Source organism: Sphingobium sp. VMM (genome assembly GCF_056790315.1).
Map to the genome: position 1 here is coordinate 24,818 of NZ_JBXGSI010000023.1, position 14,075 is coordinate 38,892.

The window sequence follows — 14,075 nt, forward strand, 5'->3', positions numbered from 1 at the left end:
GCTTAGTGCGCCTCGCCCGCGTTCGACGCGCCTTGTGCAGCGGCCGGCTTCGCGCCGCCCTGGGCGGCAGCGCCGCCTTCAGGCGCGGTCACCTGCTGCGGCGCGCCGGGCTTCACCACCGTGCCGGGGCGCAGATTGACCAGCCCCTCGACGATCAGCTGATCACCCGGCTTCAGGCCGCTGGTGACGATCCACTTGTCGCCGATCGCGCGATCGACGGTGACCTGGCGCATCTCGACCTTGTTGTCCTTGCCCACGACCATCGCCGTAGCCCGGCCGCGCGCGTCGCGCGAAATGCCCTGCTGCGGGGCCAGGATCGCCTGGGTGCGCTCACCCTCGATCAGCTTGGCGCGGACATACATACCCGGCAGCAACAGGCCGTCGGCGTTGGGGAAGATCGCACGCAGCGTGACCGCGCCCGAGCTGGAATCCACCGTCACATCGGCGAACTGCAAGCGGCCTTCACCCGGATAGACGCTGCCATTGGGCAGGATCAGCTGGATGCGGGCGCCCTGCGCCTCGCTGATGCCGCCGGCCTTCATTGCCTGCTTGAGATCGATGATCTGCGCGGCCGACTGGGTCACGTCGACATAGACGCGGTCGGTGCGCTGAATGGTGGTCAGCGGATCGGCCTGGCCGGTCTGGACCAGCGCGCCCGGCGTCAGCAGCGAACGGCCGATACGGCCCGAAATCGGCGCGCGGATGCGGGTGAAATTCTGGTTCACCTGCGCTGCCTGTACCGCGCCCTGCTGCGCCGCAACATTGGCACGGGCCTGCTGGGCCGCGGCCGCCGCGTCATCATATTCCTGCTTCGACACCGCGTTGATGCCGACCAGATCCTTGTAGCGCTGAGCCTGCAGCCCGGTCGAGCGGATCGCCGCCTGGGCATTGGCCAACGAGCCCTGGGCCTGGGCGAGCGCCGCGCGATAGGGCGCGTCCTCAATCTCGTAGAGCAATTGCCCGGCCTGGACAGTACCGCCTTCGGTAAACAGGCGGCGACGGATCACGCCGCTGATCTGCGGCCGGACTTCGGCCGTTTCAAAGGCCGAAATGCGGCCCGGCAGTTCGTTCAGCAACGGTGCCGACTCGGTCTTGAGCGTCACCACGCCCACGCTCGGCGGCGGCGGTGCGGGCGGCGCTTCCTGACCGCAAGCGCTCAGCGCAAGGGCCGAAACACAGGCCAGCAATCCGAAGAAGTTCCCCTTTTGCATCAATTTTCCCAATCCGATAAATATCGCAGGACCGGAATGAACGTTCATTCCGCTTGCCGCGCACCTAAGAAGCTGTCAGAGGGAATTCAAGAGAAAAACAATTTTCCGAGGGTAAAATGGTTGCAGCGCAGCATGAAAAAAGCAGTCGCGACCGTGTACTTGCAGCGGCGCGAGACCTGTTCAACAGCCATGGTTTCCACCAGACGTCCATGGCCGAACTCGCTTCCGCCGCACAGGTATCAGTGGGGCAAATATATCGGCTTTTCAAAGGAAAGGAAGATATCATCGAGGCTATCGTCCATGCCGACGCCGACCAGTGGGCGGAGGACGTTGATATCCTGCGCAAACGACTCGACAGTGGCGAGTTGAGCATCGACGATACGTTCGAGCAACTGATGCTGCACGTCATTGACGAAAAGGATGAGGCGCTGTCGTTCGACATCCTGGCCGAGAGCTTCCGCAATCCGACGGTCGGCGAGATGATCGGCACCATGTGCGGCCGTTTCCGCGACGATATTCGCGACTTTGCCTGCGCCGCCAACCCGGAGCTTTCGGGCGAGGCGCTGGACGGCGCGGAGGAGATGATCCTGGCCTGCATGTTCGGCCTGGGCCATCGCAGCCTGTCGCGCCCCAATCTCAGCCCGGAGGCGTCGGCCCGGCGCGCCGCCCAGATGATCGTGGCAGGCCTGAAGGCCGTGCGCTGATCGCAGCGAAAGCCGGTTCACGCCGATCGTGAACCGGCAACGGCGGATCACTCCACGAGTTCGCCGCCCTTCACCACGTCGCTGACATGCTGCAGCAACGTCACATCCTTGAGAGGATCGCCCTGCACTGCAACGATGTCGCCATAGCGGCCGACGGCGATCGCGCCGACATCGGCTTCCCAGCCCAGCGCCTTGGCGCCGCTGACGGTTGCCGCCTGGATCGCCTGCATCGGCGTCATGCCCCATTCGACCATCTTGGCGAACTGCTTGCCATTGTCGCCATGGGGATAGACGCCCGCATCGGTGCCGAACAGCATCGGCACGCCCGCCTTCACCGCCTTGCGGAAGGTTTCGCGCTGGAGACGCCCGATCAGCTTTTCCTTGTCCAGGCTTTCCTGTTCAGTGCCATTGGCCGTGCCGGTCGCCAGGATATAATCGTCATTATAGATATCCATGTCGAACCAGGTCTTCTTGCTGGCCGCCAGCTTGATCGTCTCGTCATCGGCCAGGCTGCAATGTTCGATCGTGTCGATCCCGGCTTCGATCGCGGTGCGGATACCGTCATTGCCATGGGCGTGCGCCGCAACCTTAAGGCCCAGCATATGCGCCTCGTCGGCAATCGCCTTCATCTCGTCAAAGCTCAGTTGCTGGGCGCCGACCGCGTCGCCCAGCGAGAAGACACCACCGGTCGCACAGATCTTGATCACGCGGGCGCCATATTTGTGCAGCCAGCGCACCTTGGCGCGGCCCTCTTGCGGGCTGTCGACCACCGAAGATTCCTTGCGATCCATCGATGGCGGCAGGCCACCGCCATCGCAATGGCCGCCGGTCGCGCCGATTGCATAGCCGGCCGGGATGATCCGCGGCCCAACAATCTGCCCTTCCTCGATCGCCTGCTTGAGGCCCACATCGGCAAAATCGGCCGAACCGACATTGCGCACCGTGGTGAAGCCCGCCTTCAGCGTGATGCGCGCATTCTTGACGCCCACGGCCGTCCAGAAACTGTCGGTGTAGCGCAGCCCCTGATAGCCGCCTACTTCCGCCAGGCTGGTCAAATGGACGTGCATGTCGATGAGGCCCGGCAGGATGGTCTTGCCCGACAGGTCGATATGGCGGACGTCACTGCCCCAGCGCACGGTGCGCGCGTCGGCGATACCGGTAATGCGACCGTCGGTAATGAAGATAGCCGGATGATCGACCGTCTTGCCGGCCAGCACATCGACCATATGGTCCGCGGTGACGACCACCTGCTCGGCAAGCGCCGGCGCGGCAGCCAGCGACAACAGGATGGTGGCGGCCATGGCCGATGCCCGGACAGTCTTCAACATGCGATGCAAATCCCCCTGGGCGATCGATGTCCGGGCCGCGTATGGCCGGATCATCATTGCCCCAAGCCCCTGACCTAGCGACCAAAGCCCGCCAGCATCAAGGGCAAAGATGGATGGTCGCATCGCGCCGCCCACCCCCGTTTCACCCCCGTCCATCGCAAGCCCCTGCCCTGCCCGCAACCTGTTGGCGCCCCGCCCATTGGAGGATCAATCGAGGGAGGTATTTCATGGATCTGGAAGCGAATTTCGGCCGCGCCTATTTCGAGCAGCGACGCGACCGCAATCGCCAGTTGGCGGCGCGATCGGCCACACCGGCGCTCCGCAACATGCATCTGGAATATGCGCGGCTCTACGAGCAATTGCTGCAGGCGGAGGACGCGCAAGCCGCCTCCGCCTGATCCTACCGCCTATTTGGCGGCGACGCCCTGTGGCAGCACCACGGCCGACCAGCTCTTGCCCGGCACCAGATATTTGGTCGCCAGCGCCTGAATGTCGGCCGGCGTGACGTTGAGCAGATCCTGACTCATGGTCTGCATCGCCTGCACATAGCGGGGATCATGGGTTGATCCCTCCATCTGCCCCATCCAGAAGGCATTGCCGGTGCTGGCGCGCATCAGCAACTGCCGCATCGGCGCCACCGCCCGTTGCAGTTCGTCGGCGCTGATCGGCGTCTTGGCCAGATCGGCCGCCGTTTCCTTCACGACGCTGTAGAAATAATTGACCCGGTCAGGCCGCACCTGGCTGGTCACCAAGATATAGCCGCCACTGTCATAGGAGAAGGGCCAGCTATTCTGCACGCTGGGCGAATAGGCCGCACCCTCGGTCGAGCGCAGCTTGTCGAACAGCCGGTCATTGAAAATCTGGGTCAGGATTTCGAGCTGGCGCGCCTCCTTCGTCAGCGCAAAGCCGCCCGAGGTCGGCCAGGCCATGACGGCGGCCGCCTGTTCCTTGTCGCCATCATGGCGCAGGATGACCGGCTGTTCGACATGGGCGGGGAAACGCTGCACCTTGTTCGCGGCCGGCACCGGCACGTCCGGGCGGGCCGGCATCGCGCCAAAGGTCGCCGCCACCGCCTCAATCGCCTCTTCGGCCTTCACCTGACCGAAAATCTGGATCTCGATCGGTCCCGAAGCCAGGATCGGCTCCCAGGTCTGGCGGAAGCTTTCGGGCGTCAGCGCGTTGATTTCCGCCTTGGACGGGGTGCGGAACCGCACATCCTTGTCATGCAGCAGCCAGTTGAGGTCGCGCCCCAGCACGCCATCGGGCGCGCGCGACATCGCGTCATAGGCGACCGAGGCTCCGGTCTTCACCCGCGCGATCGGCGCGGGATCCCAGCCGGGCTGGTACAGCTTGGCGGCGAACAGGCGCAACTGGTCCTTGTAATCGGCCGGACGGGTCACCGCCTGCAATTCGAACGCATCATCGTCGGTCGAAAACTGCATGCCCATGCGCCGACCATTGGTCAGGTCATCCAGCTCCCGCTGGCCCAGCTTGCCGATGCCGCTCGCTACCAGCGCATAATCGCCGGCCCAGCTTGCCACCGGCTTGGTGGGTGAAAAGGCCTGCTGCCCATGACCGAAGCGGACATTGATGCGCACCTTCTCGGTCTCCGCATCATTGGCGAACAGCGTCAGCTTGACGCCGTTGGAGAAGGTGATGCTCTCCATCCCCTGCAATCCGACCGGCGTGCGCGACACGACGGTCGCGGGCGCACCGAATTTGGGCAGGTCGTCCATCGTCACCGCCTTGTCGGCCAGGCGGGCATTGGTCGCCGCCTTGACCGGCGCAGCGAGCGCAGCAGCCAGCTTCTGGTCCTGCCCCGCCTCGACCTTGCCGGTGATCAGCATCGCCCGGAACACCCCGGCGGAAAAGAGGCGGCGGGTGCAATCCAGTATCTTCTGCGGCGTCATCGCCGGCTTGCCAGAACGGAAGATGTCGAGCGCCGCCTGCGGGCTGACCGTGGTTTCGCGAATGTCCACCGCGCTCACCAGATCGCTCGCCTGCTTCGCCCCGGCTTCCGTGTCGGCATTTTCGACCTGGATCGCCAGCGCCGTGTCGAGCTGCGCATATTCGCGGTCGATTTCCTGCTGGGTCGGCGGCGCGGCCTTCGCATCCTCGATGATCGCGCGCACATCGGCCAGCGCCTTCTCCCAATTCTCGCCGGTGGGCGTGATGGTGATGAAGGTGCCGTCGGCCGACCGGCTGATATCCTGCTGGTCGACACCCGCCGCCAGGAAGCTGCCCCCGGCCCGTGCCGCCTGCTCCAGCCGCCGGCTGACGATCTGCAGCGCCAGCATGTCGGTCAGCTTGTCCTGATTATAGACGATCGTGTCGGCATGGGGCTTCCACGGACGCAACCAGGCCATGGTGAGACCCGTCGGCGAGCCCGGTTCCACCACGACGCGGGTGGCCGGCGCCTTGGCGTCCGGTTCTCCGAAATCGGGCTGCTCGGCGCCCTTGCCGCTATCCTGCCAGCTGGCAAAATTATCCTTGAGCAATTGTTCGGCCAGCGCCGGGTCGATATCGCCGGCAATCGCGATCACCGTGTTTTCCGGGCGATACCAGCGCTGGTGGAAGGCTTCAGCCTTGGCCGCGGTCACCGCATTCAGCGTCGCGACCGTGCCGATCGGCGCATGGTCGGCCAAGGGCTGGCCGGCGAAGAAATGCTGGCGACTGGCATCGGAAATGCGCATCTGCGGCCCGTCGCTCTCGCGCCGTTCGGCCAGCACCACCGCCCGCTCGGCATCGACCGCGCTGTCGACGATATTGGGGTCGGTCATCATGCCGGCCAGGATCTTCAGGCTTTCGCCAAGGCTCGTCTGATTGGCCTGCGGCAGGTCGAGCGCATAGGTGGTGCCGGTCGGCGTGGTTGCGGCATTGCTGTCGCTGCCGAAGGTTACGCCCAGCCGCTGCCAGATGCGCTTCGACTCGCCATCGGGCACATGGCGCGACCCGCGCATCGACAGATGTTCCATGAAATGGGCATAGCCCTGCTCGTCGGGACGCTCCATCAGCGATCCGGCATCGATGCGCAGGCGGATCGACACCTGCCCCGGCGGCACGCCATTGCGGCGGATGGCATAGCGCAGCCCGTTGGACAGCGTACCGAACCGCCACGCCATGTCGATCGGCACGTCACTATTTTCGTAGAGCCAGGGGCGGATATCCGCCTGGCTGCCGCCTGGCGCAGCCTTTGCCCCGGCGACCGAAGGATCGGTCCTGGCCGCCAGCGGCAGGGGAGAGCCCGACAGAAGCAGGGCAAGAATGGTGAGCGAAGCGGCCGAACGGCGAGAGGTCAAACGCATAGGCAGAGGAGCCTAACGGCATTTTCCTGAATGACCACTGACAAAGATGGCCACGCCGCGGCATCAGAGCATCGCGCGCAAAAGGGGGAACCGGCTTTGCGCCCCACGCGATGCGACAATGGAAATATGGCGCGCGCAAAATGGCACGAGCCAGAGCGGGTCGCCCCGGACGCTCCATGGGGGAGCGCCCGGAACGCCTTAGCTATTAGCCGCGCGGTGCGCCGGTGCGCTGGACCGCGCCCTTGTGCGTGCCGACGGCGCCACCGCCGCCACCGCGACGACGACGGAAATTCTTCTTGGCGCCGGCACCATCGCCTTCGCCACGATGCGCGCCCTCGCCACGATGGCCGCCTTCACCACGGCGAGCCTTGTCGGGGGCGCCGCGCTGGGCCTTCTGCCCTTCCTGATAACGACGCTGGCCTTCGGCACGCTTGGCCTGCTGGGCCGGGCTCTGGCTCGGCCCCTTGCGCTGCGGCGCGGGCTTGGGAAGGTTGCGCACGGCCTCCAGGAAATTCTCCGGCAGGGGCACGATCTCGGGCTTCACCTTGGTCGCCCGCTCGATCGCCTTGAGGTAAGGCCGTTCGTCATCCGCCACGAAGCTGATGGCGATACCGTCTGCGCCGGCGCGCGCCGTCCGGCCGATGCGGTGGACATATTGCTCCGGCACATTCGGGATTTCGAAGTTGATGACGTGGGACACGCCCGACACGTCGATGCCTCGTGCGGCGATGTCGGTCGCGACCAGCAGCTTGCAATGGCCATGGCGGAACGCCTGCAGCGCGGTGGTGCGCTGCGCCTGGCTCTTGTTGCCATGAATCGCGAAGGCCTGGATGCCCGCGCCCTCCAGGAAGCGCACGACGCGGTCGGCGCCATGCTTGGTGCGGGTGAAGATCAGCGCGCGGTCGATCTCCTCGGTCTTCAGCACGATATGGAGCAGTGCCTGCTTCTCCGCCTGGTTGACGAAGGTCAGCTGCTGACGGACACGCTCGGCCGTGGTCGACTGCGGCGCGACGCTGACCTTGACCGGATCATTGAGGAACTGGCCGGCCAGCGCCTCGATCTCCTTGGGCATGGTGGCCGAGAAGAACAGGTTCTGGCGATCGCGCGGCAGCAGCTTGGCAATGCGCTTCAGGGGATGGATGAAGCCCATGTCCATCATCTGGTCCGCCTCGTCGAGGACGAAGATTTCCGTGTCCTTGATGGTGAAGGCACGCTGGTCGATCAGGTCGAGCAGGCGGCCGGGGGTGGCGACGACGATGTCGACGCCGGCCGACAGGGCACGGATCTGCTTGTTGACCGGCACGCCGCCGAACACGGTTTCCACCGACAGGCGCAGGAAGCGGCCATAGTCGCGGAAGCTCTGGGCGATCTGGGCCGCCAGCTCGCGGGTCGGCGACAGCACCAGCATGCGACAGCCCTTGATCGGCGTCGGCTTGGGATTGCGCGCGAAATAGTCGAGGCTGGGCAGCGCGAAGGCTGCGGTCTTGCCGGTGCCGGTCTGGGCGATGCCGCACAGGTCGCGGCCTTCCAGCAGGACCGGAATGGCCTTTTGCTGGATCGGCGTCGGCTCGGCATATTTCTTGGCGGTAAGCGCCTTGATGATCGGCTCGGAAAGACCAAGTTCATTGAAATGCATGAGAAACTCACAAGTCGGCCGGGCGCCAACCTGTCTGCGGACGCAGCAAGGGCGCAAGGCGGGTTAGGAAACGACCCGCGTGAATAGGGAAGCCTCAAGCTTGGCGCAGACTATCATTGGCCGGTTCCCAGGGCCTGTCAGAGCCGGGAACGATCACGCTGCCAATCGCTATCGGGCCCCAAGGGCCATGCTGCGCTGCCGCACATATGGGGCAAATGCCGCTGAAAAGCAAGCGGCCACGGGATTTCGCCCGCGGCCGCCCAACATCATGCCAGTCCTTTAAAGACTGACCTCGGCATGCTTGTCGCGCAACTCCGCCCGGACATCGCCGCCAAACATCATCTTGAACACTCCACCGATCGACAGATCGGCGCGCCAGATCTCCGCCGTGCCAAGGTCAAAGCGCAGCATCAGCAGGTTGGGATCCTGCCGTCCGCCCGGATACCAGGCCTCGACCTGCTTCGACCAATAACGGTCGATCACCGCCTCGTCGGTCTCCGGCACCAGCGTGCCGTTGATGCAGGCGAACAGATAATGATCCTTCGCCGCGAACTGCGCCATGGCCGGCCCGCCGGCGGCCAGCCGATTGTCGCGACTGGTGTAGAACCAGAAGCAATGATCGGCATCCTTGTCCAGTTGCGCGGTCATCGGCACGCTGTGCGCATGGCTGCCCTGCAACCCCACCATCAAGAACGGGCTGCACGACAGGTCCGTCCAGAAACGCTCGCGAATATCCTTGTCGTCGCTCATCTTTCCATCTCCTTATCTGGGGCTTCACCAAAGGAAATGGCCCGACGCCGCCGAAGTTCCGTTTGACCGCTTGATCTCGCGCGCGCACGTCGCCACATAGCGGCCATGCTGATCGAGACCGAACTCACGCCCAATCCGGCGACCGTCAAATTCCTCCCCGGCCAGGCCGTCATGGGCGCCGCGGGCACCCGCGATTTCGCCAGCCCCGAAGAGGCGGAAGCCTCGCCGCTGGCTGATGCGCTGTTCGGCCTGGGTGACGTGACCGGCGTCTTCTTCGGCGCCGACTTCATTTCGGTGACGATCGCGCCGGGCGCCGAATGGAGCGACGTGAAGCCGGAAATTCTCTCGATCCTGCTCGACCATTTCTCGGCCAACATGCCGTTGTTCGCCGCCGGCACCGCCGCGGGCTTCAGCGTCCCGGCCGAGGAAGAGGCTTTCACCGACGATCCGGAAGATGCCGAGATCGTCGACCAGATCAAGGATCTGATCGAAACCCGCGTGCGTCCGGCCGTCGCCAATGACGGCGGCGACATCATCTATCGCGGCTTCGACAAGGGCACCGTTTATCTGCGCATGCAGGGCGCCTGCGCCGGCTGCCCCTCCTCCTCCGCCACGCTCAAGAACGGCATCGAGCAGCTGCTCAAACATTATGTGCCGGAAGTGACGGAAGTCCGCGCGGTCTGACGCTGCGATGACCGGATTTGGCAAATCGCCCCGGATCGATTAACCGCAGCCATATCCATATCGGCACCGCGGCTTCGGGGGAGTGAATTTGCGCATATTGGTCATCGACACCGCCACACAGGCGCTGTCCGTTGCGCTGCTGGAAGACGGCCAGCCAATCGGCCATTTTCATGAAATCGTCGGCCGCGGCCATGCCGAGGCGCTGCTGCCCGCTATCGCCGCGCTGCCCGATGGCGGGCGCGCCGATGCGATCGCGGTCGATGTCGGGCCGGGCAGCTTCACCGGCGTGCGCATCGGCATCGCCGCCGCCCGCGCCTTGGCGCTCGCCTGGTCGGTGCCGCTCCATGGTTATAGCGCCTTTTCGCTAATCGCCGCGATGGCGGCGCTCGACCATCGGGACGGCCCGGTCGCCGTCACCATCACCGGCGGCCATGGCGAACTTTTCTGGCAATTGTTCGAGGTCGATGGCCGCACTGCCACGACCCAGCCCGCCTCCACGCCGATCACCACGCTCGCGACCCAGCTCGACATGGCGCAATTTTACGGCACCGGCGCCGAGGCGCTGGTCACCGCACGCGGTGACGGCACCGCGATTGCCCTCTATCCCGAAGCCGCGCGCTACAGCCTGATTGCAGAGCTGCCGCCGCTTGCCCCCTCCCCGCTCTATGGCCGCGAGGCCGACGCCAAGACGATCGCGGAGCGCGCCGCTTCATGATCCCCGCCGGCCTGACGCTCGACACCTATGACGAGGGCGAGCGCAATGCGCTCGCCGACGCCATGGAAGTGATGACCCGCGCCTTCGACCCGCTGTTCGGCGAGGCCTGGACCCTGCCCCAATTGTCGGGGGTCATGACCATGCCAGGCACCTGGCTGACCGTCGCCCATGTCGATGCGGCCCCGCTCGGCTTCGCCCTGGTCCGTTCGGTGCTGGACGAATGCGAACTGCTGCTGCTGGCGGTCGATCCGCTATGGCGTGGCCGTGGCATCGGCCGGTCTCTGCTGGGCCACAGCCTGACGCTGGCCCGTCGCCGTGGGATCACGTCGATGAACCTGGAAGTCCGTGCATCGAACATGGCGGTCAAACTTTATGAGACTATTGGTTTCGAATATGTACATCGTCGCCCCGGTTACTATCGAGGCAATGATGGAAAGCTTCATGACGCTTTGAGTTTTCGCATCGACATGCTTGTTTAAGGCAATCTTCTCTTGCGAAGGCAGGCCACAGGGTCTAGCCAAGATATACCGCTCTGAATCCATTTCCTCAGGCGGGTCGCACAATAGAAGCCTTTGCAGGAAACAAGAAAAATGGAAAACGAATCGGCACAGAGCGAACTGCTCGTCACTCTGACCTCCGACATTGTCGCTGCGCACGTCTCGAACAACAGTGTTGCTGTTTCCGACGTCGCAACCCTGATCCAGAATGTTCATGCCGCGCTGACCGGTCTTTCGACCCCGGCGCCTGCCCCCGAAGTCAAGCCGGAACCGGCTGTTTCGGTACGCGCATCGATCAAGCCGGATTACATCATCTGCCTGGAAGACGGTAAGAAGCTGAAGATGCTCAAGCGTCACCTGATGACCCATTATCAGATGACCCCCGAAGATTATCGCGCCAAGTGGGGCCTGCCGGCCGATTACCCGATGGTCGCCCCCAATTATGCCGAACAGCGCCGCTCGCTGGCCAAGAAGATCGGTCTGGGCACCAAGCGCCGCCGGACCCGTGGCGGCAAATAAGCCCCACAACTTCGGCATTTACCTATTGCGAAAGGGGCGCATCGACGATGCGCCCCTTTTCCGTTGGAACAAAAGCGGCTAGGCAATGTCCGACTTTTCCATTTTTGAAGCGAGCCAGCCCCCCGCATGAACCGCAAGATCGACGTCGAAGCCCTTTGCCACGAAAAGGGCCTGCGCATCACCGAACAGCGCCGGGTCATCGCCCAGGTGCTGAGCGACGCGACCGATCACCCCGATGTCGAGGAACTGCACAAGCGCGCATCCACCATCGATCCGGGCATCTCGATCGCCACCGTGTACCGCACCGTGCGCCTGTTCGAGGAAGCCGGCATTCTGGAGCGCCACGATTTTGGCGACGGCCGCGCCCGCTACGAAGCCGCCCCGGAATCGCATCATGACCATCTGATCGATGTCGAAACCGGTAACGTCATCGAATTCGTCGATCCTGAACTGGAACTGCTGCAGAAGCAGATCGCCGAAAAGCTCGGCTTCCGCCTGGTCGACCATCGCATGGAACTGTACGGCGTCGCCCTCGACCGCAAGGACTGACGCCTTGGCGCCACTGCGCCGGGCAGGCCGCATCGCCGCCCTGCTGGGCAGCCTGCTGCTCTGCCTGCCCCCGCACCTCTTGTGGCGCCTGTTTCGCCGTCCATCCCCCTGGCCGCGCCGCTTCCTGGGGATGGCGGCCCGCTCGGTCGGCGCCCGCGTCCGGTTGGAAGGTCACCCGGTCGACAGCGACATGTTCCTGATCGCCAATCATGTCAGCTGGATCGACATTCTCGCGCTGGCCGACGCCACCGGCGCAGCCTTCGTCGCCCATGACGGCATTGCCAGCTGGCCGGTGATCGGCTGGCTCGCGGCCCAGAACAACACCCTGTTCGTCTCGCGCGAGAAACGCGGCAGCCTGTCGGGCCAGCTCGATGCGTTGCGCGCCGCACTCGCCGGCCATCAGCCGGTCGCGCTTTTTCCGGAAGGCACGACCAGCGACGGCAGTGGCCTGCTGCCCTTCAAGCCCTCGCTGCTCGCCGTACTGATGCCGCCGCCGCGCGCGGTGATGATCCAGCCGGTCCATATCGATTATGGCGCGGCCACGGCGGAGATCGCCTGGCACGGTGACGAACCCGCCGGCGCCAACGCCAAACGGCTGCTGGAGCGCAAGGGCCGCCTGCCCGTCACCATCCGGTTCCTGGAGCCGTTTGACCCGGCCAGCTGCGCCGATCGCAAGATATTGGCCGCCACCGCGCACCAGCGGATCGCCGCGAGCATTGCCGCGCACCTGCCACCTTCCTCTTCGGGCCAAGCGCCTGTATAGCTGGACGGCATGAATCGTAACGACGCCCCCGAACATAAAGCCGGCAAGGGCCCGGCCACCTTCCAGGTCAAATCCTTCGGCTGCCAGATGAACGTCTATGATGGCGAACGCATGGCCGAAATGCTGGGCGAGCGCGGCATGACCGCTGCTGCCGATGGCGCAGAGGCCGACCTCGTCATTCTCAACACCTGCCACATCCGCGAAAAGGCGGTGGACAAGGTCTATTCCGACATTGGCCGCCTGACCCGCGAGGATGGCACGCGCCCGATGATCGCTGTCGCCGGCTGCGTCGCGCAGGCCGAAGGCGGCGAGATCCAGCGCCGCGCCCGCAATGTCGACATCGTCGTCGGCCCGCAGGCCTATCACCGCCTGCCCGACCTGATCGGCAAGGCGCAGCGCGGCGAGGAGGCTGTCGACACCGACATGCCGGCCAATTCCAAGTTCTCGGCGCTACCCGGCCGCACCAAGCAGGCCCGGCCGACCGCCTTCCTGACGATCATGGAAGGCTGCGACAAATTCTGCACCTATTGCGTCGTGCCCTATACCCGCGGTGCGGAAATCAGCCGCAGCTGGACCGCGATCCTGGACGAGGCCAAGGCGCTGGTCGATGGCGGCGTGCGCGAAATCACCCTGCTCGGCCAGAACGTCAACGCCTGGACCGGCGAAGATGATCGGGGCCGGATGCAGGGCATGGACGGCCTGGCCCGCGAACTGGCGAAGCTCGGCGGGCTGGAGCGTATCCGCTACACCACCAGCCATCCCAACGACATGAGCGACGGCCTGATCGCCGCCCATGGCGACGAGCCCAAGCTGATGCCCTTCCTCCACCTGCCGGTGCAGTCGGGCAATGACCGTATTTTGAAGGCCATGAACCGCAGCCACACGGTCGACAGCTATCTGCGCATCATCGAGCGCGTGCGCGAGGCGCGGCCCGACATCGCCCTGTCCGGCGATTTCATCGTCGGCTTCCCCGGCGAGAGCGACGCCGAGTTCGAAGATACTCTCAAGATCGTCGATCAAGTGCGCTATGCGCAATGCTATTCCTTCAAATACAGCCCCCGCCCCGGTACCCCGGCGGCGGACATGGATCACCAGATCCCGGCGGCGGTGATGGACGAACGGCTGGCCCGGCTGCAGGCCGCAATCAACCGCCATCAGGTCGATTTCAACGCCGCCACGGTGGGCCGCACCACCAGCATCCTGCTCGAACGCAAGGGCCGCTATCCCGGCCAGCTGATCGGCAAGACGCCCTGGCTGCAATCCGTCCATGTCACCGCCCCCGAATATGGCATTGGCGACATGGTCGATGTCGATATCATCAGCGCCGGCCCGAACAGCCTAGCCGGCGAAATCAGCAGGAGGAAAGCCGCTTGAACCAAAGCCTCGTCATTCCCGCACAGCCGGGAAGCCATCT

Annotated in this window: 14 protein-coding genes; 9 read left to right on the forward strand and 5 right to left on the reverse strand. The window is 64.7% G+C overall.

The features are described 5' to 3' along the window. Window positions 1-2: 2 nt before the first annotated feature. The gene (locus ACUCV3_RS23120; protein ID WP_161733225.1) at window positions 3-1,211 is read right to left on the reverse strand and encodes an efflux RND transporter periplasmic adaptor subunit; all 1,209 of its coding nucleotides are present in this window, start codon (window positions 1,209-1,211) and stop codon (window positions 3-5) included. Window positions 1,212-1,327: 116 nt separating this feature from the next. Here ACUCV3_RS23120 and ACUCV3_RS23125 point away from each other — a divergent pair, with 116 nt between their 5' ends. Next, window positions 1,328-1,915 carry a TetR/AcrR family transcriptional regulator gene (locus ACUCV3_RS23125; RefSeq protein WP_004207585.1) on the forward strand — a complete coding sequence of 196 codons (588 nt, stop codon included), beginning with the start codon at window positions 1,328-1,330 and terminating at the stop codon, window positions 1,913-1,915. A 47-nt stretch (window positions 1,916-1,962) separates the two neighbouring features. Here ACUCV3_RS23125 and ACUCV3_RS23130 read toward each other — a convergent pair whose 3' ends face one another. Next, the gene (locus tag ACUCV3_RS23130; RefSeq protein ID WP_279731736.1) at window positions 1,963-3,243 is read right to left on the reverse strand and encodes a Xaa-Pro dipeptidase; all 1,281 of its coding nucleotides are present in this window, start codon (window positions 3,241-3,243) and stop codon (window positions 1,963-1,965) included. A 227-nt stretch (window positions 3,244-3,470) separates the two neighbouring features. On the opposite strand from ACUCV3_RS23130, the gene ACUCV3_RS23135 reads away from it, so the two are divergent. Then, window positions 3,471-3,641 (forward strand): hypothetical protein, encoded by a 171-nt coding sequence (locus ACUCV3_RS23135; protein ID WP_010336034.1) that lies wholly within the window; start codon window positions 3,471-3,473, stop codon window positions 3,639-3,641. A 9-nt stretch (window positions 3,642-3,650) separates the two neighbouring features. Here ACUCV3_RS23135 and ACUCV3_RS23140 read toward each other — a convergent pair whose 3' ends face one another. The 3 genes from ACUCV3_RS23140 to ACUCV3_RS23150 form a co-directional block, all read right to left on the reverse strand. Beyond that, window positions 3,651-6,548: a M16 family metallopeptidase gene (locus tag ACUCV3_RS23140; protein ID WP_279728931.1), complete on the reverse strand. Its 2,898-nt coding sequence runs from the start codon at window positions 6,546-6,548 to the stop codon at window positions 3,651-3,653. A 205-nt stretch (window positions 6,549-6,753) separates the two neighbouring features. Next, on the reverse strand, window positions 6,754-8,184 hold the full coding sequence (locus ACUCV3_RS23145; RefSeq protein WP_004207589.1) for a DEAD/DEAH box helicase: 1,431 nt from the start codon (window positions 8,182-8,184) through the stop codon (window positions 6,754-6,756). 279 nt (window positions 8,185-8,463) lie between these two features. Then, a complete protein-coding gene (locus ACUCV3_RS23150; RefSeq protein ID WP_279728932.1) occupies window positions 8,464-8,934 on the reverse strand; it encodes a pyridoxamine 5'-phosphate oxidase family protein in 471 nt (156 codons plus the stop codon). Window positions 8,935-9,039: 105 nt separating this feature from the next. Between ACUCV3_RS23150 and ACUCV3_RS23155 the strand changes: the two genes are divergently transcribed. The 7 genes from ACUCV3_RS23155 to miaB all read left to right on the forward strand — a co-directional run bounded on the left by ACUCV3_RS23155 (window position 9,040) and on the right by miaB (window position 14,035). Continuing rightward, window positions 9,040-9,618, forward strand: coding sequence for a NifU family protein (locus tag ACUCV3_RS23155; protein ID WP_004207592.1), 579 nt, complete (start codon window positions 9,040-9,042; stop codon window positions 9,616-9,618). An 88-nt stretch (window positions 9,619-9,706) separates the two neighbouring features. Then, window positions 9,707-10,333, forward strand: coding sequence for a tRNA (adenosine(37)-N6)-threonylcarbamoyltransferase complex dimerization subunit type 1 TsaB (gene tsaB / locus ACUCV3_RS23160; RefSeq protein WP_279728934.1), 627 nt, complete (start codon window positions 9,707-9,709; stop codon window positions 10,331-10,333). Then, a complete protein-coding gene (locus ACUCV3_RS23165) occupies window positions 10,330-10,812 on the forward strand; it encodes a GNAT family N-acetyltransferase (protein ID WP_004207594.1) in 483 nt (160 codons plus the stop codon). Before tsaB ends, ACUCV3_RS23165 begins: the two co-directional genes overlap by 4 nt. 111 nt (window positions 10,813-10,923) lie before the next feature. Then, window positions 10,924-11,349 (forward strand): Ros/MucR family transcriptional regulator, encoded by a 426-nt coding sequence (locus tag ACUCV3_RS23170; protein WP_004207595.1) that lies wholly within the window; start codon window positions 10,924-10,926, stop codon window positions 11,347-11,349. A gap of 126 nt (window positions 11,350-11,475) precedes the next feature. After that, on the forward strand, window positions 11,476-11,898 hold the full coding sequence (locus tag ACUCV3_RS23175; protein WP_004207596.1) for a Fur family transcriptional regulator: 423 nt from the start codon (window positions 11,476-11,478) through the stop codon (window positions 11,896-11,898). A 4-nt stretch (window positions 11,899-11,902) separates the two neighbouring features. Beyond that, on the forward strand, window positions 11,903-12,661 hold the full coding sequence (locus ACUCV3_RS23180) for a lysophospholipid acyltransferase family protein (protein ID WP_279728936.1): 759 nt from the start codon (window positions 11,903-11,905) through the stop codon (window positions 12,659-12,661). 9 nt (window positions 12,662-12,670) lie between these two features. Beyond that, complete coding sequence (gene miaB, locus ACUCV3_RS23185; protein ID WP_279728937.1) at window positions 12,671-14,035, forward strand: tRNA (N6-isopentenyl adenosine(37)-C2)-methylthiotransferase MiaB; 1,365 nt, start codon at window positions 12,671-12,673, stop codon at window positions 14,033-14,035. Window positions 14,036-14,075 lie beyond the last annotated feature (40 nt).